The organism is Flavobacterium wongokense (assembly GCF_021608265.1).
In the GTDB taxonomy this organism is placed as follows: domain Bacteria; phylum Bacteroidota; class Bacteroidia; order Flavobacteriales; family Flavobacteriaceae; genus Flavobacterium; species Flavobacterium wongokense.
The window spans coordinates 664760-691306 of sequence record NZ_JAKIHP010000001.1 but is presented as its reverse complement, the minus strand read 5'-3'; the positions used below and the strand labels follow the sequence as shown (position 1 = coordinate 691306).

Here is a 26547-nt window from a genome sequence, read left to right as displayed (position 1 = left end):
CTAAATAATTTATTGCAATGCGTTAATTATCGGGACCATTTGTGCCGGAGTTGCCGTTGCCATATCAGAAGGCTCGAAAGTAACCTGATGATTTGCCGTAAGCACGATATTCTGTTTGATGGCATATTTGATGTTTCCATTATCCTCTGCGACGAAAATCAAACTACATTCCAATCCTATTGGATAGGTTCCCGACGTTTGGCCTAATGAGTTTGGGAAATTTTTTGCTGCCAAAAAAACCAAACTCTTCCCGCTGCCATATTCTTGGGGAACGTATGCCGTTATCTTGGTGCTTCCATTTGGGGATGTGACAAATTTATCGCAATTGAACCAGCCAAATTTCCCAACAAAGGTATTGTAGGTTTCAACATCACCAGGATTTAAACTTGAAGCCCAAAATTCTGTTGCGGTAGAAGTATCCCAAATAATATTCCCTTCACTATCTTCTTCACCTGAAAATCCCATCATATCATTGTCAGTTCCGCCGGTAATTGAAGTTGGGACATTGATAAACACATCACAGGTTAGGGTAAGGGCTACGCCTCCTTGTGTCGCATTGATGTAAAACTCTCCGCCCGAACTTAGCAAATGTTTTTCCGAACCAGATAATCCCAATGTGGTTTTGTTGGTAACCAACATGGTTCCTCTATCAAAGATTTCAATGTATTCAAAATCGACGATGCCGGTGACGTTTGCACCATTTTTCCTCAAACACGAACGGTCTATGGTTAAGACAACCCCTCTTGGGGATGTAAAAACTATCGTATTATTTGCGGCACTCATTTGGAAATTTTGAATTAGATTGTCCGTGTTTTGGCTAAATAGATTTTTTAATTCTGTTGAAATGGTGTTGCCTAGGACCACATTTTTGCTTTCTTCAGTATCACTGCAGGAAGCAATTAAAAAAGGGAAAAGAAATAAAAGGATGGCTGATTTTTTCATAATGTTTGGATTTGTGATTTTAATCAGGATGTAGCGTTTTACAATTGGTTGCTTCTGAGTCGGATACTAATTAAAAAAGCTGTGTTACAATGGCAACACAGCTTTTTATTTTGAGTTTTATTTTTATTAATCCTTAATGATTTTCACAGTTTTTTCCTGTCCTTCGCTGGATACTTTTACAAAATAAACACCACGGCGTAAATCTGATAAATCCAATTCCGCATGCAAATCATTTACCATCATTGATTTTATTCTTTGGCCCAATACAGAAGTGATTTCAAGACGATCAATGGTTGAAGCATTTGAAATATTCAAAACAGTATTCACAGGGTTTGGATAATAAACAAAATTATTAAAGGCAAAATTTTTGACTCCTAATACAGGAACGAATGTTGTCGACCAGGTATTGGTAACAATGGCCGGATTAAAATCAAAGAAAATGCTGGCGGTATTCGTAATTACATCACCGATAGCATAACCTGCTTTTGGTTTAACCTGGAAAACAATATACCCATGGCCAATAACTGAATTATTTGGAATGGAAGGCTCTAAATTGATTCCGTCAAATCTCCAGGTCAGGTTGCTTCCAACTCTGTCCAAAACATAAGGATGGCTTGAAGCTACCATTCTAACAGTAGTTTCATCCAATTTAGCATTCAATATGTCATTCACTCGAACATTGATTGCTTCCGCAGTTCCTGTATTTTCAAAACGAATGGTATACGTTAAGAAATCATTTGCAGTAAATGCAGAATGCAATACTTGTGGGCCATGGCTTTCAGCCTTGTCATTTGGATCATACGAACCAACAATAACTCGAGTATAAATAGCAGTATTATTGTTAACGTTAACATCATTGGTTGGGATGGTAACCGAAGCTGTATTGGTAACCAAATCACCTAAACTAACTGTTGGAATTACTGGTACAAGCATTCCCACTGTAATTGATCCGCTTTGACCTGGCAATAAATTGGTAAAGTTATAAGTGAATCCATTTGCTGTAGGTGTTGAACCTGCAGGATAAGTTGAAATGCTCACATTATCATCGTTTACAAAAGTCACCGTTCCTGAAGCAATTGTCTGATTGCCATAGTTTTGATAATAAATAACGTTTTGATAAGTAAATCCGGGCCTTGGAGATGCTGGTGCATAAATGTATACTCCTAAATCCTTGTATGGATTTGCTGCAGACAATGCAAAATTATAGGTTAAAACCCCAGAACCATTTGGTACGGTCACATTCGAGTAAGTCATCGGTGTAAGCACATATTGTGCTGCGTACTGAGGACTTATCGTATAGCCAAAATCATAGCTGTTTGCCGGATTGGTTTCATACATATAATGTGTACCGGTAGATGAAGTGATGTCATGGGTTGTACCATTGTCATTCAATTGATACTGGAACGAACCATAATTCACATTTGGCTCACCAGTTTCCTGAGTACCATTTGAATTATAATCCAGGAATGCATTCAGTTTTATTCCATTTGAAATATTTAAATTCCTTGTATTGGTAGTGGTAATACTTATAGGATTACCTGACAATGTTCCATTGGTTTGAATTGCAACAACTACAGAGCCATTGTTGATGTCCTGCTGCGTTATTGGATGGACGCCGGTATACGTGGAACTGTTAGTGGCATTCGAATTCAGCGAGGCAATTGGCGGTCCTCCATTTATATTGACATCCGCGCTGGTAATCGAAATATTCGTGACCGCACTTGCTGCATGGTTTGTAATGGAATAGGTGTAATTAATAACATCTCCAACATTCGTAACACCATCACCATTCAAATCCTGATAAGTGGCTGTAATTCCTGTTGATAACGAATTGACAACCGTTATCGTTGCCGAAGTAGTTGTGCAATTGTTAGGATTGCTGTTTTCACAGTAAGAATAATTGAGCGTGTACGTTCCCGGCGGCGGATTACTAATCTGCATTATATTGCCCGTCGTCGTATTGATACTGAAATAAGCCGATGCCGTTGATGAAGCCTGATTGATTGTTACATCACTGATGCTAACCGGAATTCCTCCCAAAGTATCGTTTGCCAAAGCATTCTCTAAAATAATCTGAGGTGAAAGCAAACCAGTGGATATGGTCACAGTATCTGGAGTTGGTACGATTGGTGCTGGCGTTACATATACGGTAACATAGCCTTCAACGCAATTTGTCGGGTTGGCTATTTCGCATAAATTATAGTAAATTCCATAAGTACCGGTTGTTGCTCCCGCAGCAAGTACTACAGAGCCATTAGCCTGTAACGAAAGGTTTGTTGTGGCTGAAATTTGCGTCACCGTAACCTGAGATAATGTTACTGGAATTCCACCTAAAGTATCGTTGCCCAATACATTCTGAATGGGAATTTGCACATTGTTGGAATGCTGTACCGATGCAAAATCTGAACCTGCAACAAGCTGGGCATTACAATTAAAGCTAAGGAATAATCCAAAAACAAAAATTAAAAGGGCGTCAGTGTAATTTTTTTTCATAGTATAAGACTTTATCAATCAAATATATAAAAAAACTTTGTAGGAATTGTTAAATCGAAATTATATTTCAGTTATTGTAAATACAAACAATGATTGTAATAATCAATGATTGCCTTTCCTTCCAAAAGGATGTCGGCGCCAATGATTCCGTGGACCGCTTTTGCTTTATGTTGCAGCAAAGCCTGGTTTACATGGGTCATGTCAAAAATGATCAAATGAAAACCTGTTGAATTCCAGCGTCCTATTTTCAGCGAATTGTTTTTTGACAATTGTGTAAACATTCCGGTCGCTCCGGCACCTGAAGCCTTGGTTTTAGATCGTCCTGCTTTTAATCCAAATTTTTCAATGCCTTCAAATCCAACACAACTGTTGCTTGCACCTGTATCCAAAATAAAATTCCCTGAAACTCCATTAATGCTTGCCTTAATCAATAAATGTTGGGTTTTGGAAACCTTAAAACTTATTTTCCTGTATTTTTCTTTTTTAAGTAAGTCCTGAAGATGTTTCATAAAAATTTAAATGTGACCAAATGTAACCAAAAATAGTAAGCAAACTTGTAACTTTACGGCTCTGCAACTTTGCCACAATTAAAAATGATTTTAACCGATACGCACACCCATCTTTATTCCGAAGAGTTTGACCAGGACAGGACCGAAATGATTCAACGCGCCATTGATGCCGGAGTTTCACGCTTTTTTGTTCCTTCCATCGATTCGGGTTATACCCAAAAAATGTACGATTTGGAAACGCAGTTTCCCGAGAATATTTTCCTGATGATGGGTTTGCATCCGTGTTATGTAAAGCCTGAAACCTACAAAGACGAACTGGCTCACGTTGAATCCGAATTGGCTAAAAAGAAATTTTACGCAATTGGTGAAATTGGGGTTGATCTATATTGGGACAAAACTACCTTGAAAATCCAGCAGGAAGCTTTTAAACATCAGATACAGCTGGCAAAAAAATACAAACTGGCGATTAACATCCATTGCCGCGAAGCTTTTGATGAAGTTTTTGAGGTTTTGGACGGTGAAAAGTCGGACGACCTGTTTGGGATTTTCCATTGCTTTGCGGGCGATTTCAATCAGGCCCAAAGAGCCATCGACTTGAATATGAAACTAGGAATAGGAGGTGTTGTCACTTTCAAAAACGGAAAGATTGACCAGTTTTTAAAGGATATCGATTTGAAAAATATCGTCCTCGAAACCGATTCGCCCTATTTGGCTCCGGTACCTTTTCGCGGAAAACGCAATGAAAGCGGTTACACCAAATTGGTAGCCGAAAAACTATCGCAGATTTATCAATTACCAATAGAGGAAATAGCCCGAATTACGACAGAAAATTCAAAAGCCATTTTTGGGATTTAATATTTTAATCGCACACAAGTGAGTTTTTTTTTGTTCTTTTGTCTTTCAAAAATGTAAGCCAAGATGCAGAAATTTGACAAAATCCGTCCTTTTTATGACGCTGAAGTAAATGAAGCCATTCAGGCTTCTGTCAATCATCCCATGATGAAGGCATTAATGGGTTTTACATTTCCCGATGTAGATGAGGAAGTTTGGAAAGACCAACTCAAAAGAACACATTCCATTCGCGATTTTCAATGCAATTTTATCTATAAATCGGTTCAGAAGGTTTTGGAAAAAAGCTCTGAAGGCCTGACGACTTCGGGTTTTGAAAAATTGGAACCCAATACTTCCTACCTTTTTATTTCGAATCACCGCGACATCATCCTCGATACTTCCCTGCTGAATGTTTCGTTGTTTGATCACGGATTGGTGATGACGGCTTCGGCCATTGGAGATAATCTGGTGAAGAAATCATTCCTGAAAACCTTATCAAAACTGAACAGGAATTTCATAGTGCAACGTGGTTTGCCGCCAAGGGAATTGTTGGAAAGTTCCAAATTGATGTCGGAATACATAGCGCAGTTATTGTTGCGCGAAAACCGTTCGGTTTGGATTGCACAACGCGAAGGAAGAACCAAAGACGGTAACGATGCAACGCATTCGGGCGTTTTGAAAATGCTGGCAATGGGTTCAGATGAAGCCAATCTGATGGATTATTTCAAGAAGATAAAAATCGTTCCGGTTTCCATTTCGTATGAATACGATCCGACCGACGCTTTGAAAATGCCACAACTGATTGCAGAAGCCAATGACGAAATTTACATCAAGGAGAAAAACGAGGATTTTATTACGCTTTTAAGCGGAATCATCGGCCAGAAGAAGCGCATCCATATCAGTGTTGGCGATATTTTAGATTCCGAATTGGATAAAATAGCGCAGGAATTTGATAATAATAAGAACCAGATACAGGCTTTGGCACAGGTTATTGACGATTCCATTTTACAGAGTTATAAATTGTGGCCAACGAATTATATAGCCTATGATTTATTGAATAAGTCAGATGCGCACAGCCATTTGTATACCGAAAATGAAAAGTCATTGTTTGAGCGCCGTTTGGAAATGAAAATTGACGAAAACAATCCGCAGATGTTCGAGAGTTTCCTTGCGATGTATGCCAATCCGGTTGTAAATAAATCAAAATACCAGAATGCAGAATAAGCCCAACATACTTCTGATTTATACTGGTGGAACCATTGGTATGATTAAAGATTTTGAAACGGGTGTTTTGAAAGCCTTCAACTTTAAAAAATTATTGCAAAAGATCCCAGAGCTCAAGCATCTGGACTGTAATATCGAAACGGTTTCCTTTAAAAAGCCGATTGATTCTTCCAATATCAATCAGGAAAAATGGGTTGAAATTGCAGAAATCATCGAAAATAATTACGCCAACTTTGACGGATTTGTAGTGCTTCACGGTTCCGATACGATGTCGTATTCAGCCTCTGCATTGAGCTTTATGCTCGAAAACCTGAGCAAACCTGTCGTCTTTACTGGTTCACAACTGCCAATTGGCGACTTAAGGACTGACGCCAAGGAAAACCTGATAACCGCAATCCAAATCGCATCCTTGCAGCAAAAAACGAAACCGGTCATCCACGAAGTCTGCCTGTATTTTGAATACAAATTGTACCGCGGTAACCGAACCACAAAAATAAATGCCGAACATTTTAACGCCTTTGCTTCGCCCAATTATCCTCAATTGGCGGAATCGGGCGTTCACCTTAATGTCAATTCCAATCTGATCCTGCCAAAGCAGTCGACCAAAAAACTCCAGGTTCATAAAAATCTCGACGGGAATGTGGTTATTGTAAAAATGTTCCCGGGAATCAATGAATCAGTTTTATCAGCCATTATTTCCATTCCAAATCTAAAAGGGATTATTTTGGAAACTTATGGTTCCGGAAATGCAACCACAGACGATTGGTTTGTAAACATCCTTAAAAAAGCCATCAAAAGCGGCCTGCACATTATCAATGTAACCCAGTGTTCTGGCGGAAGTGTCAATATGGGCCAATATGAAACCAGTTCGCAGCTTAAGAAAATTGGCGTAATTTCGGGGAAAGACATTACAACTGAGGCGGCAATAACCAAACTGATGTACCTACTTGGGCAAAATGTAGCACCAAGTGTTTTCAAAACTATTTTTGAAACTTCGCTGCGAGGGGAAATGCTTTAATCTCAATGATATAAAATAAAAATGCGCTTCTTTAGAAAGCACATTTTTTATTTGCAGAGAGAAAGGGATTCGAACCCTCGATGCAGTTACCCACATACAAACTTTCCAGGCTTGCTCCTTCAACCACTCGGACACCTCTCTAATTGTGGTGCAAAGAACAGGAAATATTTTCAGTAAAAAAAGCCCTCGCAATAATTTATTAGTAGGTTCTTTCATTTTGTTTATTCAATCGAAATGATGTACTTTCGCTTAAGATATATTTCTTCTATGCGATTCAATCTTTTCATCTTACTATTTTTTACTTCACTTGGTATTTTTGCCCAGGAAAAAGAAGTTGTAAAGGATGAAATCGATTTTGATGCTGTAGATTCCTTATACCGCGAAGACCAGTTTTACCTGAACATTACCTATAACGCACTTCAAAAACGCCCGGACGGAATTACCCAAAACAAACTTTCACCCGGAATTGGCTTTGGGTTTTTAAGGGATATGCCCATTAACAAAAAACGAACTGTCGCCTTTGCTGCAGGATTGGGGTATTCGCTGGCACTTTACAATCAGAATTTAAGCATTAGGGAAAGTGGCGGAATCAACACCTACGAGGTTTTTGATGAAACTACTTCTTTTTCCAAAAATAAATTATCGCTTCATTTTATTGATTTGCCGATAGAGTTCAGATGGCGTGATTCAACGCCTCAAAGCCATATATTCTGGAGGGTTTATACCGGAGTGAAATTGAGTTATCTTTTCTACGACCAATACAAATCGGAAGCTTCGATTGGAGATTTCAAACAATCCAACAACAAGGATTTAAATCAGTTCCATTACGGGATTTATATTGCAGCAGGTTGGAACACCTGGAATTTTTACGCCTATTACGGACTCAATCCGTTGTTGAAATCCTCTGCCAAAATCGACAATCAGGCTATTGATATGAATACGACCAACTTTGGACTGATGTTCTACATCCTATAACCAAAAATAGAGCAGCACAGCCTGTGGAATTGCTCCACACAAAAAACCAATCAACAATTCCTTATTAGAATGTGCCTGCATCACCAAGCGCGATGAGGCGACAATGCCATTCATAATCACAAAAAACGCAACGGGATTCACCGTGTTGATTTGATTGTGGATGCTCAGGCCAATGATAAAAACTGTAAGCGAACTGATTCCAATCATGTGGATGCTTGCCTTGGTCTTAAAATACAACAAAAAGAAAGCGAAAATTGTACTGAAAACCCCTGAAAGAAAGAAGAAATACAAACTTGGGAATCGTTCAAAAGTGATGCTTTTCTGTATTAAAACCGCAAACAGCATTATCTGTAAAAGCAACGGGATTTTGCGCTGTGAAATATCCGAAAGCATTATGGTATCTATCTTTCCAAAAGTTCGGAGCAGGTAGAAAAAAGCAACCGGCAATAAAATGGTAATGATGATGATTTGCAGGAAAAGAATCAAATATTGTGGCAAAGTCAGATAATGGTCTTCAAGCAGCACGTAAAAGATTGTTCCTAATAACGGAATGAAAATAGGATGGAATAAGTACGAAAAAAAAGGAAGGATTTTTTTCAACTGATTTTTATTTTAGATCTTCTTGCGCATCCTTGCCACAGGAATATCAAGCAAATCACGGTATTTTGCAATAGTCCTTCGTGCAATTGGATAACCTTTTTCCTTTAGGATTTCGGCCAATTGATCATCCGGTAATGGTTTGCTTTTGTCTTCTTCCTCAATAATGGTTTTCAGGATTTTTTTGATTTCCAAAGTAGAGACATCTTCACCCTGATCATTCTTCATTGATTCTGAGAAAAACTCCTTGATAAGTTTGGTACCATAAGGCGTTTCTACATATTTGCTGTTGGCAACACGGGAAACGGTCGAAATATCGAGCCCAACCATATCAGCAACATCTTTCAAAATCATTGGCTTTAGTTTGGTTTCCTCTCCGTCAAGGAAATATTCGCGCTGAAAATGCATGATGGCATTCATCGTAACGTACAATGTTTCCTGTCTTTGTCGGATGGCATCGATAAACCATTTGGCAGAATCCAGTTTTTGTTTGATAAACTGAACCGCATCTTTCTGCTGGTTTGATTTATCACGCGATACTTTATAAGTCTGCAGCATTTCCTGATAATCCTTGGAAACATGCAATGTTGGAGCATTTCTTCCGTTTAAGGTCAGCTCCAGTTCACCATCAACAATCCGGATGGCAAAATCGGGAACGATTTGCTCCACAACACGGCTGGTACTGTCAAAGGAACCTCCGGGTTTTGGGTTTAGTTTTTCTATTTCCTCAATGGCTTTCTTAAGCTGTTCTTTTGAAACTTCATAAGTCACCATCAATTTTTCGTAATGCTTTTTGGTAAAGGCATCAAATTCATTTTCGATGATATTGATAGCCAAATCAACCGATTCTGTTGGGGTTTTATGACGAAGCTGCAACAACAGGCATTCGTGCAGGTTTCGTGCGCCAACTCCGGCCGGATCTAAATCGTGGATGATGTGCAGCATTTTCTCGACCGTTTTTTCATCGGTGTAAATGCCTTGTGTGAAAGCCATATCGTCAACGATGTCCTGAACGTCCCTTCGTAAATAACCGTCATCATCAATGCTTCCAACCAGGAATTCGGCAATTTCGCGTTCTTCATCTGTTAAGAGAAATGTATTCAGCTGATTGATTAAATCCTGATGGAAACTCGTAGGTGCTGCAAACGGCATCGTGCGTTCTTCATCGTCTTCGCTATAATTATTGGCCTGAAGCTTATAATCGGGAGTTTCGTCGTTGCTTAAGTATTCGTCGATGTTGATTTCGTCTGCCTCAATGTTTTCACTTCCTTCATAATCATCATATTCGTCATTGTTGTCAAACTCATCCTTCTCATACAGTTCTTCCTCTTCCTTACCACTTTCCAACGCCGGATTTTCTACCATTTCCTCTTTCAACCGTTGCTCAAAAGCCTGCGTAGGCAATTGTATCAACTTCATCAACTGGATTTGCTGAGGTGATAGTTTTTGTGATAATTTTAGATTTAGGAACTGCTTTAACATTTTTTAAGTTTCAGAGTGGCAAAGCCGCAAAGTGGCAAAGTTCCTCTTGTTTATGGATTAAATTTAATAAATTTTGACTTCTCCAGCTACAAACTTTGTAACTCTGCTACTTTGTAACTCAAAATTAAAATTCTGCGTTTTGTGGAGTTCTTGGGAAAGGAATTACGTCACGGATGTTAGTCATTCCCGTTACAAATAATACCAATCGTTCAAATCCTAATCCGAAACCTGAGTGTACTGCAGAACCGAATCTTCGGGTATCCAAATACCACCAAAGTTCCTCTTCGTCAATACCAATGGTTCTCATTTTTTCAACCAAAACATCATAACGCTCTTCCCTTTGTGAACCACCAACAATTTCTCCGATTCCAGGGAAAAGGATGTCCATTGCGGCAACGGTTTTATTGTCCTCATTCATACGCATGTAAAACGATTTGATATTCGCTGGGTAATCGTAAACAATCACCGGCGATTTGAAATGTTTTTCCACAAGGAAACGCTCGTGCTCCGATTGTAAGTCAGCGCCCCATTCGTTGATGATGTATTGGAATTTCTTCTTTTTATTCGGAGTGGAATCCCTTAAAATATCAATGGCTTCCGTATACGAAACACGTTTGAAATTGTTTTCCAAAACGAAGTTCAGTTTTTCCAATAATGCCATTTCGCTTCGTTCTGCCTGTGGTTTTGATTTTTCCTCGTCCAATAAACGGCCTTCCAAAAACTTCAAATCATCCTGGCATTTGTCCATTGCATATTTAATCACAAACTGGATAAAGTCTTCGGCCAGATCCATATTGTCATCCAAATCATTGAAAGCCACTTCGGGCTCAATCATCCAGAACTCGGCTAAGTGACGCGAAGTGTTTGAATTTTCAGCTCGGAAAGTCGGTCCGAAAGTATAAATCTGCCCCAATGCCATAGCATAGGTTTCTCCTTCCAGCTGGCCTGAAACGGTAAGGTTGGTAGATTTCCCAAAAAAATCTTTTTTATAATCGATTTTTCCTTCTTCATTTTTTGGAAGATTATCCAATGGCAACGCAGTTACCTGGAACATCTCTCCTGCACCTTCAGCATCGGCACCCGTAATTACAGGTGTGTTTACATATACAAACCCTTTTTCCTGGAAATAAGTATGAACCGCATGAGCCAAAACCGAACGCACCCGCATAATCGCTCCGAAAGCATTTGTCCTAACTCTTAAATGCGCATTTTCACGTAGAAATTCCAACGAGTGTTTCTTTGGCTGCATTGGAAATTTTTCGGCATCAGAATCACCCAAAATCTCTAATTTAGAAACCTGGATTTCGTATTTCTGACCAGCGCCCTGGCTTTCAACCAAAGCTCCGGTTACCGAAACTGCAGCTCCGGTTGTAATTCTTTTTAAAGTTTCCTCAGGCGTGTTTTCAAAATCAACCACACACTGGATATTGTTAATTGTTGAACCATCGTTCAACGCTATAAATTGATTATTCCTAAAAGTCCTTACCCAACCTTTTGCATTTACCTCTGAAATTGTTGTTCCGCTGCTTAGTAAGCTTTTAACTTTTGTATGTTTCATTATAAAATTAATTTTTACAAATATAAATTATTCTTCTTCTGAATGGTCATCTGCATCCTCGTCATTGTTGTCACGATAAATGTTGATGCCAATCTCTTCTTCCTTAAGTTCTTTTTTAGTCAGTTTCTTTTTACCACTCCAGCCTTCAGTTGTCAAAACCAAAGCAGGAAGCACTACTAAATTGGCAAACATTGCAAAGGTCAGTGTTACCGAAATCAATCCTCCCAAAGCTATTGTTCCTCCAAAACTTGATAACGTAAAAATAGCAAAACCAAATATTAAAACAACAGAAGTGTAAAATGTGCTGACTCCGGTTTCGCGCAAGGCACTTACAACCGCTTTTTCAATTTTTCCGCCATTCTGGATTAAGTCATGACGGTATTTTGCCATAAACTGAATGGCATTGTCAACCGAAATCCCGAAGGCAATGCTGAATACCAAAATCGTTGATGGTTTTAATGGAATTCCGAAATAGCCCATCAGTCCAGATGTGATGCAAAGCGGTAAAATATTCGTCACTACCGAAGCAAAAATCATTTTCCACGAACGGAACATGTAGGCCATCAGTAAAGCGATTAATAAAATGGCGAATATCAGTGATTCTACAAGGTTTCCAACCAAGTAAGTGGTTCCTTTTTGGAACACCAATGCCTTTCCGGTTAAGGTAACTTCGTAGCCGTCTTTTGGGAAAATCTTGTCAATTTTTGCATGTAAATCCTTTTCAATTTTTGCCATTTCCTCGGTTCCGATGTCTTTCATGAAAGTTGTGATTCGGGCATAGCGTCCCGTTGAATCGACATAGCTTTTCATGATATTGTCCTTGGAACCTTTGGTTGCATTTTTGGCATACGAAAGTATAAAAGCCTGTTCCTGCGAACTTGGCAATTCATAATATTCCGGATTTCCATTATAGAAAGCCTGCTTCGAATACTTTACCAGGTTGACAATCGAAACCGGTTTTGAAAGTTCGGGAATGCTGTCAATTGTCTTTTGCAGTTCATCCATTTTCCGTAAAGTAGACGATTTCATCACACCTTTCTTGCGTTTGGTGTCAATCATGATTTCCAAAGGCATTACACCATTGAATTCCTTTTCGAAGAAAATAATATCCTTGAAAAACGAAGCACTTTTGGGCATTTCGCCAATCAAACTTCCCGAAACCTTCATTTGGGAAACTCCAATAACACTGAAAACAAGCAGCAATCCGTAGATGCTGTAAATCAGTTTTCGTTTGAATTTAACATGTCTTTCAACCCAATCCAATATAGACGAAAGGTAGGTTTTGCTCAAATGGTTCAGGTGTTTTTCCTTTGGCAATGGCATAAAACTGTACACAATCGGGACCACCATCAACGTTAGCAGGTAAACAGAAATCACATTGATTGAAGTCACTAATCCGAATTCGTACAACAAATCATTACCCGTAATCATAAAGGTTGCAAAACCAATCGCCGTAGTCACGTTTGTCATCAGTGTTGAAACCCCGATTTTGGAAATTACCCGCTGTAAAGCCTTCGCCTGGTTGCGGTGTATCTTGATTTCCTGTTGGTATTTATTGATGAGGAAAATGCAATTCGTAATTCCGATAACGATAATCAACGGCGGAATGATTGCCGTCAAAATCGTGATTTTGTAATGGAATAATCCAAGGGTTCCAAACGACCACATTACACCAACAATCAAAATACAGATTGAAATAAATGTGGCGCGGTGCGAACGGAAAAACAGGAAGAAAATCAAAGAGGTGATGAATAAGGCAGCGCCAATAAACAGCCCAATTTCACCTTTCATGTTCTCGGTGTTGATGGTTCGGATATAAGGCATGCCCGAAACTTTCAGGTCGATTCCGGTTGTTTTTTCAAATTTTTCTACTTCGGGAACCAGGACATTCAGGATGAATTCCTTCCGAACCGGAGAGTTAACGACCTTTTTGTTGATGTAAATCGCAGAGCGAATGCTTCCCGATTTTTTATTGAAAAGCAAACCTTCATAAAAAGGCAGATCGTTAAAAAGCTGCCTTCTGATTTCTGCCAAATAGGCTGGGTCAGTGGTCTTTTTTTGATCAAGAAGTGGTACCAGCTCAAACTTTTCGAGCGTATCGTTTTTTTGCAGTTTCTTTAAATCGTTCAGCGAAACTACCAATTCAATCTCTTTGTGCGATTTTAAATTGGTCATCATTTCATTCCAAGCCTTGTAGGCTTTTGGAGTAAAAAATGCCTTATCCTTGATGCCGATTACGACTAAATTTCCTTCTTCGCCAAAGACATTCAGGAACTGGGTGTAATCCTTATTTGCTTTGTGGTGTTTTGGCAATAAATTGGCTTCGTTGTAGGTCATGCCTACATTTTTCCACTGCATTGCCAGGAATACGGTCAATAGTACAATCCCCACGCTGATGACTATTCTATTCCTTAGAATAATTCCTGCGAGAAATTCCCAAAAACCGGCTGTTATTTTCTTCTTCATTTTATTTTAAAAACGGTTGCAAAGGTAATTAAAACAGCCATAAATGGGAAGTGTTTTGCAAAAGATTTGTTTAATTTTTAACCGTTTAAACCTGGAAATTTAAATAATTGTTATTCCTTCAAAAAAAATTAAAAAAATAGGCAGCTTTTTACCATATTTGTAAGCAGAACAACACAACACCGGATGAGAAATTTTAAAAACACTTTATTCTATCTGTTCATTATTGGAGGCTTTACCTGGCTGATGTATTGGATTGTTGAACAGGGGAAATTACTGGAAGTAGGCAGAAAAATAGTTTCTCCAGCTTCAACAGACAGTCAGTGGGTTCAGTTTCTTTCCTCATTATTCCATAATTTACAGCATCCGTTAGCCTTATTGCTTTTCCAAATCATCACAATTGTTTTGGTTGCCCGAATCTTTGGCTGGGTTTTCAGGAAGATTGGACAGCCTTCAGTTATTGGTGAAATCATTGCCGGAATTGTTCTTGGCCCCTCACTCTTCGGATTGTATTTTCCCGATATGAAAGATGCTCTTTTTCCCGATGGTTCTCTTGGAAATCTTCAATTGCTGAGCCAGATTGGATTAATCCTTTTTATGTTTGTGATTGGCATGGAACTAGACTTGAAAGTCCTGAAAAATAAAGCCAATGAAGCCGTAGTTATCAGCCATGCGAGTATTGTAATTCCATTTGCCTTAGGTATTGGATTATCTTATTATATCTATCATCAGTTTGCTCCTGCAGGCATAGAATTCCTGTCCTTTAGTTTGTTTATGGGAATTGCGATGAGCATAACGGCATTTCCGGTTTTGGCGCGAATTGTTCAGGAGCGGGGAATCCATAAAACCAAATTGGGTACCATCGTAATTACCTGTGCTGCTGCCGATGACATTACGGCCTGGTGTATACTGGCGGTTGTAATTGCCATCGTTAAGGCAGGAAGTTTTGTGAGTTCGCTTTACGTTATTGGGCTTGCGATTTTGTATGTCATGGCTATGATGTTTGTTGTAAAGCCTTTTTTAAAGCGCGTTGGGGATTTGTACGCCAAAAAAGACAATATCAAAAAATCAGTGGTGGCCATCTTTATGCTGACCCTGATAGTTTCCTCTTACCTTACCGAAATTATTGGCATCCACGCCTTGTTTGGCGCTTTTATGATGGGGGCAATAATGCCGGACATCACAAAATTCAGGAATATTTTTATCGAAAAGGTTGAAGACGTTTCGGTGATTTTGTTGCTGCCGTTGTTCTTTGTTTTTACCGGATTGAGAACAGAAATTGGCTTAATCAACGAGCCTTATTTGTGGAAAGTGACCGGATATATCATTCTGGTTGCCGTTGCCGGGAAATTTTTCGGAAGCGCTTTGGCGGCGAGATTTGTTGGTCAGAACTGGCGTGATAGTTTAACCATTGGAGCCTTGATGAACACACGTGGATTGATGGAACTGGTCGTGCTGAACATTGGATATGAGTTGGGAGTGCTTTCACCAAAAGTATTTACGATGATGGTAATCATGGCATTGATTACCACTTTTATGACAGGTCCGGCCTTGGACATTATCAATTTTATCTTTAAAACCAAAGACGCCATCATTCCTTCGGAGGTTAAAAGGAGCTCCGATTTCAATATCCTGATATCGTTTGGGAACAATGAAAAAGGCAAATCACTGCTTCGCCTTGCCAATAGTTTAATCAAAAAGGAAAAAGACAAGGCCAATATTACTGCGATGCATTTAACGGTGAGCGACGAGATGCATTCCTATAATCTACAGGAATATGAAAACCTGACTTTTGAACCCATAGCAAAGGAGTCCAAAAAACTGGATCAAAAAATCACGACCATTTTTAAGGCTACCAATGATATGGAAACCGATATTGCCGACATCGCGCAGGAAGGAAAATACGATTTGGTACTGGTAGGATTGGGGAAATCTATTTTTGAAGGAACCATTTTGGGGAAAGTGCTGGGCTTTACAACCCGAATCATTAACCCGGACCGATTATTGGATAAATTCAAAGGCAAGGAAGGCTTGTTCGAAAATTCCCCTTTTGATGATCGGACGCGTTTGATTATTTCCAAAACCAAAACGCCACTTGGAGTTTTAATTGATAAGGATCTGCATAATGTAGACAAGGTATTTGTTGGGATTTTTAGTGTTGGCGATGTGTTTCTGATTGATTATGCCCGAAAGCTGATTTTCAATAATGATTCGCACATTACTATTTTGGATAATAACGAGCATACCAAAAATAATTTCATTGTCGAAAATGCTTTATCAGCATTGGAACAAAACTATCAGAACAATATCGAGGTCTTGCATCCAGACCAACTTAGCAAGCCATTTTTGGTTCAGCAGGATTTGGTAATCTTCAGTTTGGAGACCTGGAAAAAGCTAGTTGACGATGAAGTTTCCTGGTTGACAGACATTCCTTCGGTGTTGATTATAAAACCGTAAAATATTTATTTCCAGTCTTTTAAATTGGTAAATTTTTTTATCTTTGAGTTAAGTCTGTCAAACTAAACCAAACGATATGAAAAAAACTTTACTCCTTTGTGGTTTCCTTTTTTTTGCACAATTTTCAAAAGCCCAAATAGTTTCATTTCCTGATCCGGGCTTTAAAGCGGCATTGTTGTATGTAAGCCCATCCATTGATACCAATTTTGATGGTGAAATCCAGGTTAGTGAAGCAACTGCAGTTACAAGCATAGTGATCCAATATGGGGATTATTCCGATGCAACGGGAATTAATTCTTTTACAAACCTGCAAAGCCTGACGATTTCATCTTCCCCTACATTAACAGCTTTGGATGTAACAGGCTTAACTCATCTTACGATGCTTGATTGCTCAATGAATTCGCATTTGCAGACTTTGAATGTTTCTGGGCTGACCAATCTTCAAAACCTGATTGCTTCTTCATGCCACAATCTTACAACTATAAATACTGCTACCAATACAGGGCTTCTGAATTTTATTTGTGAAAACAGTTCCTTCGTAAATTTGGATCTTACTGCAAACACCAATCTTTTGGCGATTACTGTTGCGAATTCATATAGTTTGACCGGGATTAACCTAATTGGGTTGGCCAATCTGACCTCACTAAATTGCGCGAACTGTTATAATTTAACTACGTTAACATTAGCAGGGTTAACCAATTTGCAAACGCTCGATTGTTCGTTTAATTATGATATAGCAAATCTTAACCTTTCGGGGCTTAACAATTTGGTTTCTCTGGACTGTCATATGTGCCATAGCATCATGAGCCTGGACATTTCCAATTTACCCAGCCTTCAGAATGTAAATTGTTCCAATGATTACATCACGACCTTAAATACGACAGGTTCCAACAATATCAAAAACCTTAACTGTTCGGGGAATTTTTTAAGCAGCCTTTCAGTTGTCCACATGGCAAATCTTGAAACTTTGGATTGTTCAAACCAGAATAATAGTTCAGGCAGCGGAATTGCAAGCCTTGATTTGACCGGATTAACCCATTTGACTTCACTTAATTGTGGTTCCAATTTACTGACTTCATTATCGGTTAACCATTTAATCAACCTTACGGTTTTAAATTGTGGGTATAATGACATTCCTTCGCTGGATATTTCCAATCTGACCCAACTCACCATGTTGAGCTGTAATGGGAATGAGCTTGCAGTGTTGGATGTAACTCCGCTTACGGCTTTAACATACCTCGATTTTAGCGTTAACCACATTTCCAGTATCAATCTAACTCCTTTGACCAATCTGACCAGGTTAAACGTTACAAATAATCCTTTAGGGACACTGGATGTTTCGGCACTGAATAATTTAACAGACCTGTTTTGTAGCAACAATAATTTAGGCACTTTGGATGTTTCGAATTTGGTAAACCTAACTACATTGGAATGTGGATCCAATCATCTGACGGAAATCGATTTACAAAACCTGACTAACCTGCAGAGTTTTAGAGGGAGTTCCAACCTTTTTACAGAAATAGATTTAAGCCATGCAGCAACCACAACACCTCAGACTTTTAATCTAAACAATTTTGATTTAAGTTACAATCCGAATTTGGTTCACCTGAATTTAAAAAATGGACGAACCAATTATTTTTTCTTTTATGTAAACAACTGCCCACAACTGCGCTACATCTGTGCTAATGAAGATGAAATACAATTTATTGTTTCCAGGCTGCAGTCGTTTGATGACGATTTTAATACTACGCTTTCTTCCAATGTTCAGGTGAATTCATATTGCTCTTTTGAGCCAACAGGGCTTCATAATGAAATTACCGGAAACATCAATTACGATCTTACCGGAAATGGTTGTGGAGCAGGAGATATCGCTATGCGTGATGTCAAGTTGTTTATCAATGATGGAGTTGAGACTGGAGCTGCATTCACGAATACTACAGGAGATTATACTTTTTTCACCCAACAAGGGAATTTTGTAATTACACCTTATTTCCCAAATCCTTATTTTAGCATTTCACCAACGAGTGCTACAGTCAATTTTGCCGATGACAACAACAATAGCCAGGCGCAAAACTTTTGCCTCACGGCTTTGGGTGTTCACAATGACTTAGATGTATTAATAATTCCACACGGCTTCCCAAGGCCTGGATTTGATTTCACAATCGAAGTCATTTATAAAAACAAGGGCAACCAGATTCTTTCCGGAAACGTCAATTTCCAGTTTGATGATGCGGTTTTGGATTTTGTCAGCGCAACCCCAGTGATGACCAGCCAGTCACTGAACAACCTAAGCTGGGATTTTACCAACCTGAATCCGTTTGAAACCCGAAGGATTACTTTTGTGCTGAATGTCAATTCGCCTACAGAATCACCAGCGGTGAATATTCACGATATTCTGAATTTTACGGCAGCAGTTTCGCCTACGGCAAATGATGAAACCCCTGAAGACAACACCTTTAGTACGAGCACAGAAGTTTTTGGTTCTTTTGATCCTAATGATAAAATCTGCCTCGAAGGAAACCACATTACGCCTGCTATGGTTGGAGGTTACCTAAACTATGTCATCCGCTTCCAGAATTCGGGAACGGCTGCTGCTGAAAATATTGTCGTTAAGGATATTCTTGATCCGGCAAAATTTGACATCAATTCGCTGCAGTTAACCAGCAGTTCACATCCGCATACTACAAGGATTAGCGGGAATAAGGTAGAATTCATATTTGAACACATCAACCTTCCGGCCGAAATTGACGATGAACCCGGAAGCCACGGTTATGTAGCTTTCAAGGTAAAAACCAAAAATAATCTGGTGCTTGGAAATACCATAGAGAACACCGCTGATATTTATTTTGACTTCAATTTTCCAATTGTAACCAATACGACTTCGACAACCGTAGCGCTTTTGGGTGCAAGCGAATTCGATGCCAATTCCGTAGCATTGACGCCGGTTCCGGTAGTCAGTATATTGCACATTGAAGCCAAAGAAACCATAACCAAAGTGGAGTTGTTTGACATCCAGGGAAGATTATTGCAGGGCAAAACAGCGGAGGCTGTTAACACAACGCTCGATTTTTCAGGCAAATCTAAAGGAGTTTATCTTGTGAAGGTTTATACCGAAAGAGGTATGAAAGTCCAGAAAGTAATCAAACAATAATTAAAACCCGAAATCGAAAACAAAACTCAGTTTCACGGCTAAGTTATCTTCAAACCTAGGCAATTGATTTGGACCATACCGATAAAAACCGGTTAGCCCAAACCCTTTGTAAATCTGATTTAATTCAATTCCCGATTCGAAGAAACCTTCGTTCAGGGTTTTGTATTCAATTCCGATATGGCGTTCCGCATGCTGTAAATTTCCCCATGCCATTCGGGAAACCAAGATTAACGAGGGTTTTACTTTTTTGAAGATTTCTATTCTTTTGAAACCGTGTTTCAATTGCAGCATCACAAATTCACTCGAGAAAAACTCATTGAAATACATCGTCTCAAAACTGTTTTTTCCGGCGATTGTTATTCGCTGAAGGATGTTGTCTTTGGTGAGGTTGTTGGGAGAAGTATTGTACAAATGGGTCAGCGGCAAAGCGCCAAAAGCATAACCAGCCTGGAGCAAAACCGCTGATTTCATGCCGTTCAAATATTTTTTTTCATATTCGATACGGGTGTCAATCTTCCCAAAATCAAAATCATTGGCAAAGAAATTAGGCAGCGACTTGGTAAACTGCAGGGCGAATTTCGGAAATCTTTTTTCGTATTCAATCTTACCGTTTGGCGTCTGCATATAATCACTAAACGGATTCCATTGTATCGATACCATAGCGGTAGACATTGTAAAATCACTATACAAATGATTGTCGTAATTGAAAATATAATTAAACAAAGGCGCTATTTCACTGTGTGAAAGCTGCCAGATGGTTTCTGTTTTCGGAATAATTTTGGTTTCAATATACGTCCGCCATGTTTTGTGGTTGTAAAAAGTACTGATGTTAATTGGCCTTGGGTCATACAGCTTAAAGACCCTTTTATCCGTTGCAAATGAAGTACTGGCAATCTCACGGACGTCATCGGTATACGAAGCACCAACCCAGGTATTTGAGAAATTCCCAATCCGAACCGCTGTCCCCAAATTGTATTTTATCGTTTCATCCTTCAGTCCATAAGCGGTGTAGCCTTCCAAACGCAATCTCTTTGAAAAAGTATCATTCGTAATCCCGCCAAGCCCGACACGGAAACCTTCAAAATTATTATAACTCAAAAGATAGCGCAAATCAAAATCAAAAGGCCCGAAAGGAACATATCCATTGATGATTTTCCGACCGTATTTGATTTTGTTTTCTATATTTTTTTTGTTGATGACACTGTCCAAAACCACATAGGTCCGTTCGCTTCGGGCGTCAAGGCTGTCAATCCGGTTTTGGTTCCAAAAGGTTTCGTCTTTCTTATTGGCATCGTTTTTTACTTCAATCGCAACTGAAGATTTCTTGATTTTCAGGTTCGTATTGACCGCCAAATCAAAAACCTGCATTTCTGAGGATAGATATGTAAAATCAGAGGCTGTTTTTTTCGAATTACTGTCGTCATTTTCAGCGCTAAATTCGATTCTTCCGCCCAAAACCTTAGTAGGTTCCTTGCTTTTCCCTTTGACGATTTTAAAGTTTTTACGAATGGGAAACCAAACTTTTTCTTCGGGAAGATAGCTGAATTCATGGACTCCGGTGATGTCCAAAACTCCGCGTATGCGCATTATCGCTTTGGCAACAGCATAATTTTCCTTATCGATATAAAGTAATCCTTCCAACCCTTTCTTGTTCCGGTTTTTGAAATACAACACCAGCACTTCGCGCCGGTCTATGGAAGTTGTGTCCAAAATCTTAAAGCGGTATTCCTTGAGTGCATTATCCGAAATCGGACTTTTATATTTGGTTTCAAACAACTCATATTTGTCATCATAAACCGAAAAGGACTGCAGCCCAAAACCCAAAAACTCATAAATCGGTTCTTTAAATCCAGCCATTTTTGTTCCAAGGATTGTTTCCTTTAAAATGGGTTTTTCAAACTGGAACTGCGACACTTTTTCGGTCAGGAACAAATGCTGTTTGTCAATGATTTTCTTGAATTTATAACCCGAAGAATCTATTTTGGCGATTTTGTCCTTGGCGGCGGCATCGACAAAAACCGTGTCAATTTTGCCAGTAATCGAGTCGGGATTGGCGGTGACCAATAATTTATTATAGGATTTGAATTGAAAAGTGCGCAGCTTTTTTTGTGGATTGTTGCTTTCCCTTTGCCGGATTACTTTAGCAATAACGGCGTTTGCCGGATTTACATTTGAAATCGTAACTTCTTTCAGCACATCCGTTTTGGACACTAGAAAAACGGTCAGGTAAGAATCGTATTCTGAAAACAAAACCGTTTTTGATTCATAGCCAACATAAGAAACAGTAAGCGTTTCAGGCTGCATGCTCAGCCGTAAATTGAATTTCCCGTCTACATCTGAAATCGTTGAAAAGATCTTTTCTGTAGTGATGGTTGCAAACGGAAGCGGTTTTTTGGTTTTGGAGTCTTTTATGATTCCATTGATTTGGAATTGTGCCTGAAGCGACAGCGTGAAAAAGAACAACAATAGGAATAATCGCTTCATTAGATTTGACATTAAGAGGAGGAAGCCCTGTGGGCTTCAGGTACACAAGCTTTAGCTTGAAATAACACAAATTTTAACAAAAATAGGAATAAAAAAATCCGTCCCGAAACTTCGAAACGGATTTTAATATTCAATTAACAAAAGTTACACCTTCATGATTTCGGCTTCTTTTGTAGTAAGATGCTCATCCACTTTTCGGATGAAACTATCGGTTAACTTTTGGATATCGTCTTCGGCATTTTTGCATAAATCCTCTGAAGTTCCGTCTTTTTCCAGTTTTTTGATTTCGGTATTGGCATCCTTACGCGCATTTCGGATACTGATTTTGGCATCTTCCGCTTCCGACTTGGCTTGTTTTACCAGGTCACGCCTTCTTTCTTCTGTCAAAGGCGGCACACTGATAATGATGTTGTCGCCATTATTCATCGGATTAAAACCAAGGTTTGCAATCATGATTGCTTTCTCTATCGCCTGAAGCATGCTTTTTTCGTAAGGCTGAATGGTGATGGTTCTAGCATCGGGAACATTCACATTCGAAACCTGTGAAAGTGGTGTCTGCGAACCATAATAATCAACAAAAACACTTCCCAGCATTTGTGGTGAAGCCTTTCCTGCGCGGATATTTAAAAATTCTTTTTCCAAATGCGCAATCGAACCAGCCATGGATTCTTTTGTACTGTCTAAAATAAATTCTATTTCTTCCATCTTAAGAATAATTATATTTTAACAACGGTTCCAATTTCTTCACCGTTACAAATTTTCAATAAATTTCCTTTTTTATTCATGTCAAAAACCACGATTGGCAATTCGTTTTCCTGGCTTAAGGTAAACGCCGTTGAATCCATAACATTCAATCCTTTTTTGATGACATCGTCAAAAGTGATGCTGTTGAATTTCACTGCATTGGCATTTTTCTCAGGATCGGAATCATAAATCCCGTCAACACGTGTTCCTTTCAAAATCACGTCGGCATGCACTTCAACGCCACGAAGAACCGCAGCAGTATCGGTTGTAAAATAGGGATTTCCAGTTCCTGCACCAAAGATAACAATCCTTCCTTTTTCAAGGTGGCGCACCGCTCTTCTTTTGATGTAAGGCTCAGCAATCGCTTCAATTTTCAAGGCAGTCTGCAAACGGGTCAACATTCCTTTGTCTTCCAATGCTCCCTGTAAAGCCATTCCGTTGATAACGGTGGCAAGCATTCCCATATAATCTCCCTGAACACGGTCCATTCCGTTGCTGGCTCCTGCAATTCCCCTAAAAATATTTCCTCCTCCAATCACAATGGCGATTTCTACGCCTTTGCTGTGGATTTCTTTGATTTCATCAGCATATTCGGCAAGGCGTTTTGGGTCAATTCCATATTGTCTGTCACCCATCAAGGCTTCACCGCTCAGTTTTAGAAGAATTCTTTTGTACTTCATTACTCTTTAAATATTGTTTTTTAGTTGGGTAATGCTGTCGCTTCGCTTGAGTCATTACGTAATTTAGTTGTATTGTTAATGGATGCAAATATAAACATATTCTGTTTTTAATATAAATTCAAAAACAGAAAGTATAATTTTAGTTTACTTCGTCAGTTCGCCTTTCAGGCTCGGGTTCGGATACCAATTTTTCGAAATTTTCGGGAGTAACCCCATTTTCAACCGAATAATCCCCAATCTTTGTCCGGCGTAAAACCGATAAGTAAGCTCCTGAATTTAAGGCTTTGCCAAAATCGAAAGCGAGGGAACGGATATAAGTTCCTTTGCTGCAGGTTACCCGGAAATCTATTTCGGGCAATTCAATCCTGCTGATTTCAAATTCGTTTATTGTAGTTTTCCGCGAGGCGATTTCTACTTCTTCTCCGGCACGCGCGTGCTCATATAGGCGTTTTCCATCTTTTTTGATGGCCGAAAAAACCGGTGGTTTTTGATCTATTTCACCCAAAAATTGTTTTACCGTTTCCTGAATCAATTCGGGAGTGACATGTCCTGTTGGGAAAGTCGCATCCACTTCGGTTTCCAAATCATACGAAGGCGTGGTGGCACCAATGGTAAATGTTCCGGTGTATTCCTTGGCTTGTCCCTGGATTTCGGTAATACGTTTGGTAAATTTTCCGGTACAGATGATCAGTAAACCTGTTGCTAAAGGATCTAATGTTCCGGCATGGCCAATCTTAAACTTTTTCGGAAGGTCATATTTTCTTTTTAAGATGTACTTCAGCTTATTCACTGCCTGGAATGACGACCATTTAAGAGGCTTGTCAATCAAAAGGATTTGACCGTCTAAAAAGTCTTCGGCAGTCATTAGATGGTAGTTAATTTTAAAACAAAGAAGTGAATGATGAGTATTGCCAAACCAGCGATGATTCGGTAATAGCCAAACATTTTAAAACCGTGTTTTGATAAGTAACCAATGAAGGATTTTATCGCAAGCATGGCAACGATGAAGCCAACTACGTTTCCGATAATCAGTAAGTTGATTTGTTGGTCTGATAATACATAACCGTCTTTATAATAATCGTAACATTTCTTAACGGTCGCACCAAGCATGGTTGGAACCGCAAGGAAAAATGAAAATTCGGCAGCTGTGGTACGGGATAATTTTTGTGACATTCCACCAATGATACTGGCGCCACTTCGGGAAACTCCGGGAATCATCGCAAGGCATTGGAACAAACCAATTTTTAAGGCTGTCGGATAGGTTATTTCATCAGTTGTCTGCGCCTCCTCTTTTGGTGTGAACCAATCATCAACCTTAAGCAAAATAATTCCGCCCAAAACCAACGAAACCGCAACGGTTACCGGGTTTTCCAATAAGGCATCGATTCTTTTGCTAAAAAGCAAACCAAAAACCACAGCCGGAAGAAAGGCTACGAACAACTTAAAGTAAAAATCAAGCGTCTGGAAAAATCTCCTGAAATATAAAACCACCACCGAAAGTATCGCGCCAAGCTGGATTACTACGGTAAATAATTTGGTAAAATCGTCGTGGGCAATCCCAAAAAACGACGATGCAATAATCATGTGGCCTGTTGAGGAGATAGGAAGAAATTCGGTTATTCCTTCAATGATAGCTAAAACGATAGCCTGAAAATAATCCATTATTTAGTTTTGGTTTTTTTGAAAATAGAATAAATCGTAATTCCAAATCCAATCAAAACTACGGTTGGAGCCAAACGAATCCTCCTGAAACTGAAAACATCTTCACTAAAAACCTTTGGGTCATTGCTTCCACCGCCACTCATCAAAATAAATCCTAAAACAATCACTCCAATCCCAATCAAAAGGAATTTGTAGTTAGCCTTTTCAAAAAGAAAATCGGGTTTCTGTTCATTGTTGTTTTTCATGTTGTCTTTTTATAATCTTAATATAAATCGTCAGTTCTTAAATTCAAAAAGCGCTGTGTTGCGATGTACGTACTGATCCAGGAAATCACAATCCCTAAAACCAAAACACCCGCAAGTACAATGGTTATGGCCAATTTGTCTTCCATAATCCCAAGACTTGGGAAGGTCGCCTGTAGGTAAACCAAAACGCCAATCAACGCAAAAATCGCCAAGGCCGAACCAATCAATCCCAGGAAAACACTGCGCTGGATAAAAGGTTTACGGATAAAGGATTTGGTTGCACCAACCATCTGCATCGTTTTGATGATGAATCGGTTGGCAAAAATTGATAACCGAAGCGAACTATTAATCAGCAATACCGAAACAAAGGCGAAAACACCACTGATAATCAAAATCCACATACTGATATTCTTGATGTTGTCATTGACCAAAGTCACCAATTGCTTGTCATAAACCACATCGGCAATCATTTCATTTTTACGCAGACGGTTTTCAATTTTGGCAATTCCGGCATTCGTAACATAATCGGCCTTTAAGTGGATGTCAAACGAATTCTGCAGCGGATTCACGCCCAAAAACTGCATAAAATCCTCGCCAATTACCTTGGTATGTTTTTCAGCGGCCTTTTCTTTCGAAACATATTCAAAGGATTTGGCAAATTTTGCGGTCTTCAATTCTTCGTTAAAAGCGTTGATCACCGAGTCGGTTGCTTCAGTCTTAAAGAAAACGGTCATCGCAATCTCTTCCTTGAAATTGTCTGATAATCTTTTGGAATTGATGACGAAAAGCCCCAGCATTCCCAATAAAAACAACACTAAAAAGATACTCAGGACTACCGAAAAATAAGAGGTAATAACCCTGCGCTTCTGAAACTTTTCAAATGACGACGACATAAACTGTATTTTGATGTGGTAAAAATAATAAAGAAAATTGTTTTTCTTCTTTATAACGTACAAACTTTTAACTTTATTATAATAAACGTAAATTTGCCGCTTAAATTTTATAAACACGAGCAACTTTGCGACTCTGCAA

20 protein-coding genes and 1 tRNA gene are annotated in these 26547 nt (G+C 39.1%); 6 read left to right on the top strand and 15 right to left on the bottom strand.

Annotation, left to right across the window (positions count from 1 at the left end; genetic code table 11):
* Positions 1-9 precede the first annotated feature (9 nt).
* The 3 genes from L1S31_RS02835 to L1S31_RS02825 form a co-directional block, all read right to left on the bottom strand.
* Positions 10-942, bottom strand: coding sequence for a hypothetical protein (locus L1S31_RS02835; RefSeq protein ID WP_236461835.1), 933 nt, complete (start codon positions 940-942; stop codon positions 10-12).
* Positions 943-1068: 126 nt separating this feature from the next.
* Positions 1069-3435 carry a T9SS type A sorting domain-containing protein gene (locus L1S31_RS02830; RefSeq protein WP_236461832.1) on the bottom strand — a complete coding sequence of 789 codons (2367 nt, stop codon included), beginning with the start codon at positions 3433-3435 and terminating at the stop codon, positions 1069-1071.
* Positions 3436-3506: 71 nt separating this feature from the next.
* Entirely contained in the window at positions 3507-3944 is a 438-nt protein-coding gene (locus tag L1S31_RS02825) for a retropepsin-like aspartic protease (protein ID WP_236461830.1), read from the bottom strand.
* Positions 3945-4028: 84 nt separating this feature from the next.
* Here L1S31_RS02825 and L1S31_RS02820 point away from each other — a divergent pair, with 84 nt between their 5' ends.
* The 3 genes from L1S31_RS02820 to L1S31_RS02810 all read left to right on the top strand — a co-directional run bounded on the left by L1S31_RS02820 (position 4029) and on the right by L1S31_RS02810 (position 7017).
* Positions 4029-4799 (top strand): TatD family hydrolase, encoded by a 771-nt coding sequence (locus L1S31_RS02820; protein ID WP_236461827.1) that lies wholly within the window; start codon positions 4029-4031, stop codon positions 4797-4799.
* Between the two features lie 63 nt (positions 4800-4862).
* Complete coding sequence (locus tag L1S31_RS02815; RefSeq protein ID WP_236461824.1) at positions 4863-5999, top strand: 1-acyl-sn-glycerol-3-phosphate acyltransferase; 1137 nt, start codon at positions 4863-4865, stop codon at positions 5997-5999.
* Entirely contained in the window at positions 5989-7017 is a 1029-nt protein-coding gene (locus L1S31_RS02810) for an asparaginase (RefSeq protein WP_236461820.1), read from the top strand. The genes L1S31_RS02815 and L1S31_RS02810 overlap by 11 nt, the downstream gene beginning before the upstream one ends.
* 54 nt (positions 7018-7071) lie before the next feature.
* Here the strand turns inward: L1S31_RS02810 and L1S31_RS02805 are convergent.
* Positions 7072-7158 (bottom strand) — tRNA-Ser (locus tag L1S31_RS02805).
* Positions 7159-7284: 126 nt separating this feature from the next.
* Between L1S31_RS02805 and L1S31_RS02800 the strand changes: the two genes are divergently transcribed.
* Entirely contained in the window at positions 7285-7992 is a 708-nt protein-coding gene (locus tag L1S31_RS02800) for a porin family protein (protein WP_236461818.1), read from the top strand.
* On the opposite strand, the gene L1S31_RS02795 is transcribed toward L1S31_RS02800, so the two are convergent.
* The 4 genes from L1S31_RS02795 to L1S31_RS02780 all read right to left on the bottom strand — a co-directional run bounded on the left by L1S31_RS02795 (position 7987) and on the right by L1S31_RS02780 (position 14095).
* Positions 7987-8592 carry a hypothetical protein gene (locus L1S31_RS02795; protein ID WP_236461815.1) on the bottom strand — a complete coding sequence of 202 codons (606 nt, stop codon included), beginning with the start codon at positions 8590-8592 and terminating at the stop codon, positions 7987-7989. The two genes, L1S31_RS02800 and L1S31_RS02795, sit on opposite strands and share 6 nt — an antisense overlap.
* Positions 8593-8604: 12 nt before the next feature.
* Positions 8605-10071: an RNA polymerase factor sigma-54 gene (gene rpoN, locus L1S31_RS02790; protein ID WP_236461813.1), complete on the bottom strand. Its 1467-nt coding sequence runs from the start codon at positions 10069-10071 to the stop codon at positions 8605-8607.
* 124 nt (positions 10072-10195) lie between these two features.
* Positions 10196-11629 (bottom strand): asparagine--tRNA ligase, encoded by a 1434-nt coding sequence (gene asnS, locus L1S31_RS02785; RefSeq protein ID WP_236461810.1) that lies wholly within the window; start codon positions 11627-11629, stop codon positions 10196-10198.
* Positions 11630-11656: 27 nt separating this feature from the next.
* Positions 11657-14095, bottom strand: a complete 2439-nt coding sequence (locus tag L1S31_RS02780) for an efflux RND transporter permease subunit (RefSeq protein ID WP_236461808.1) — start codon at positions 14093-14095, stop codon at positions 11657-11659.
* A gap of 183 nt (positions 14096-14278) precedes the next feature.
* Here L1S31_RS02780 and L1S31_RS02775 point away from each other — a divergent pair, with 183 nt between their 5' ends.
* Positions 14279-16549, top strand: a complete 2271-nt coding sequence (locus L1S31_RS02775) for a cation:proton antiporter (protein ID WP_236461805.1) — start codon at positions 14279-14281, stop codon at positions 16547-16549.
* Between the two features lie 76 nt (positions 16550-16625).
* A complete protein-coding gene (locus tag L1S31_RS02770) occupies positions 16626-19700 on the top strand; it encodes a DUF7619 domain-containing protein (RefSeq protein WP_236461803.1) in 3075 nt (1024 codons plus the stop codon).
* Here L1S31_RS02770 and L1S31_RS02765 read toward each other — a convergent pair whose 3' ends face one another.
* The 7 genes from L1S31_RS02765 to L1S31_RS02735 form a co-directional block, all read right to left on the bottom strand.
* Complete coding sequence (locus L1S31_RS02765; protein WP_236461801.1) at positions 19701-22184, bottom strand: DUF5686 family protein; 2484 nt, start codon at positions 22182-22184, stop codon at positions 19701-19703.
* A 144-nt stretch (positions 22185-22328) separates the two neighbouring features.
* Positions 22329-22889 carry a ribosome recycling factor gene (gene frr, locus L1S31_RS02760; RefSeq protein ID WP_236461798.1) on the bottom strand — a complete coding sequence of 187 codons (561 nt, stop codon included), beginning with the start codon at positions 22887-22889 and terminating at the stop codon, positions 22329-22331.
* Positions 22890-22900: 11 nt separating this feature from the next.
* Positions 22901-23608, bottom strand: a complete 708-nt coding sequence (pyrH, locus tag L1S31_RS02755) for a UMP kinase (RefSeq protein WP_236461795.1) — start codon at positions 23606-23608, stop codon at positions 22901-22903.
* 139 nt (positions 23609-23747) lie between these two features.
* Positions 23748-24473 carry a tRNA pseudouridine(55) synthase TruB gene (truB, locus tag L1S31_RS02750; protein ID WP_236461792.1) on the bottom strand — a complete coding sequence of 242 codons (726 nt, stop codon included), beginning with the start codon at positions 24471-24473 and terminating at the stop codon, positions 23748-23750.
* A complete protein-coding gene (locus L1S31_RS02745) occupies positions 24473-25270 on the bottom strand; it encodes an undecaprenyl-diphosphate phosphatase (protein WP_236461789.1) in 798 nt (265 codons plus the stop codon). Before L1S31_RS02745 ends, truB begins: the two co-directional genes overlap by 1 nt.
* Positions 25270-25515 (bottom strand): DUF3098 domain-containing protein, encoded by a 246-nt coding sequence (locus L1S31_RS02740; RefSeq protein WP_236461786.1) that lies wholly within the window; start codon positions 25513-25515, stop codon positions 25270-25272. Before L1S31_RS02740 ends, L1S31_RS02745 begins: the two co-directional genes overlap by 1 nt.
* 17 nt (positions 25516-25532) lie before the next feature.
* Positions 25533-26408, bottom strand: a complete 876-nt coding sequence (locus L1S31_RS02735; protein ID WP_236461782.1) for a cell division protein FtsX — start codon at positions 26406-26408, stop codon at positions 25533-25535.
* Between the last annotated feature and the right edge of the window lie 139 nt (positions 26409-26547).

Excerpts from the sequence above, each read along its gene's own strand:
- L1S31_RS02835 (WP_236461835.1), bottom strand. The coding sequence starts at position 942 with ATGAAAAAATCAGCCATCCTTTTATTTCTTTTCCCTTTTTTAATTGCT.
- L1S31_RS02830 (WP_236461832.1), bottom strand. The coding sequence starts at position 3,435 with ATGAAAAAAAATTACACTGACGCCCTTTTAATTTTTGTTTTTGGATTA.
- L1S31_RS02825 (WP_236461830.1), bottom strand. The coding sequence starts at position 3,944 with ATGAAACATCTTCAGGACTTACTTAAAAAAGAAAAATACAGGAAAATA.
- L1S31_RS02820 (WP_236461827.1), top strand. The coding sequence starts at position 4,029 with ATGATTTTAACCGATACGCACACCCATCTTTATTCCGAAGAGTTTGAC.
- L1S31_RS02815 (WP_236461824.1), top strand. The coding sequence starts at position 4,863 with ATGCAGAAATTTGACAAAATCCGTCCTTTTTATGACGCTGAAGTAAAT.
- L1S31_RS02810 (WP_236461820.1), top strand. The coding sequence starts at position 5,989 with ATGCAGAATAAGCCCAACATACTTCTGATTTATACTGGTGGAACCATT.
- L1S31_RS02800 (WP_236461818.1), top strand. The coding sequence starts at position 7,285 with ATGCGATTCAATCTTTTCATCTTACTATTTTTTACTTCACTTGGTATT.
- rpoN (WP_236461813.1), bottom strand. The coding sequence starts at position 10,071 with ATGTTAAAGCAGTTCCTAAATCTAAAATTATCACAAAAACTATCACCT.
- asnS (WP_236461810.1), bottom strand. The coding sequence starts at position 11,629 with ATGAAACATACAAAAGTTAAAAGCTTACTAAGCAGCGGAACAACAATT.
- L1S31_RS02780 (WP_236461808.1), bottom strand. The coding sequence starts at position 14,095 with ATGAAGAAGAAAATAACAGCCGGTTTTTGGGAATTTCTCGCAGGAATT.
- L1S31_RS02775 (WP_236461805.1), top strand. The coding sequence starts at position 14,279 with ATGAGAAATTTTAAAAACACTTTATTCTATCTGTTCATTATTGGAGGC.
- L1S31_RS02770 (WP_236461803.1), top strand. The coding sequence starts at position 16,626 with ATGAAAAAAACTTTACTCCTTTGTGGTTTCCTTTTTTTTGCACAATTT.
- L1S31_RS02765 (WP_236461801.1), bottom strand. The coding sequence starts at position 22,184 with ATGAAGCGATTATTCCTATTGTTGTTCTTTTTCACGCTGTCGCTTCAG.
- frr (WP_236461798.1), bottom strand. The coding sequence starts at position 22,889 with ATGGAAGAAATAGAATTTATTTTAGACAGTACAAAAGAATCCATGGCT.
- pyrH (WP_236461795.1), bottom strand. The coding sequence starts at position 23,608 with ATGAAGTACAAAAGAATTCTTCTAAAACTGAGCGGTGAAGCCTTGATG.
- truB (WP_236461792.1), bottom strand. The coding sequence starts at position 24,473 with ATGACTGCCGAAGACTTTTTAGACGGTCAAATCCTTTTGATTGACAAG.
- L1S31_RS02745 (WP_236461789.1), bottom strand. The coding sequence starts at position 25,270 with ATGGATTATTTTCAGGCTATCGTTTTAGCTATCATTGAAGGAATAACC.
- L1S31_RS02740 (WP_236461786.1), bottom strand. The coding sequence starts at position 25,515 with ATGAAAAACAACAATGAACAGAAACCCGATTTTCTTTTTGAAAAGGCT.
- L1S31_RS02735 (WP_236461782.1), bottom strand. The coding sequence starts at position 26,408 with ATGTCGTCGTCATTTGAAAAGTTTCAGAAGCGCAGGGTTATTACCTCT.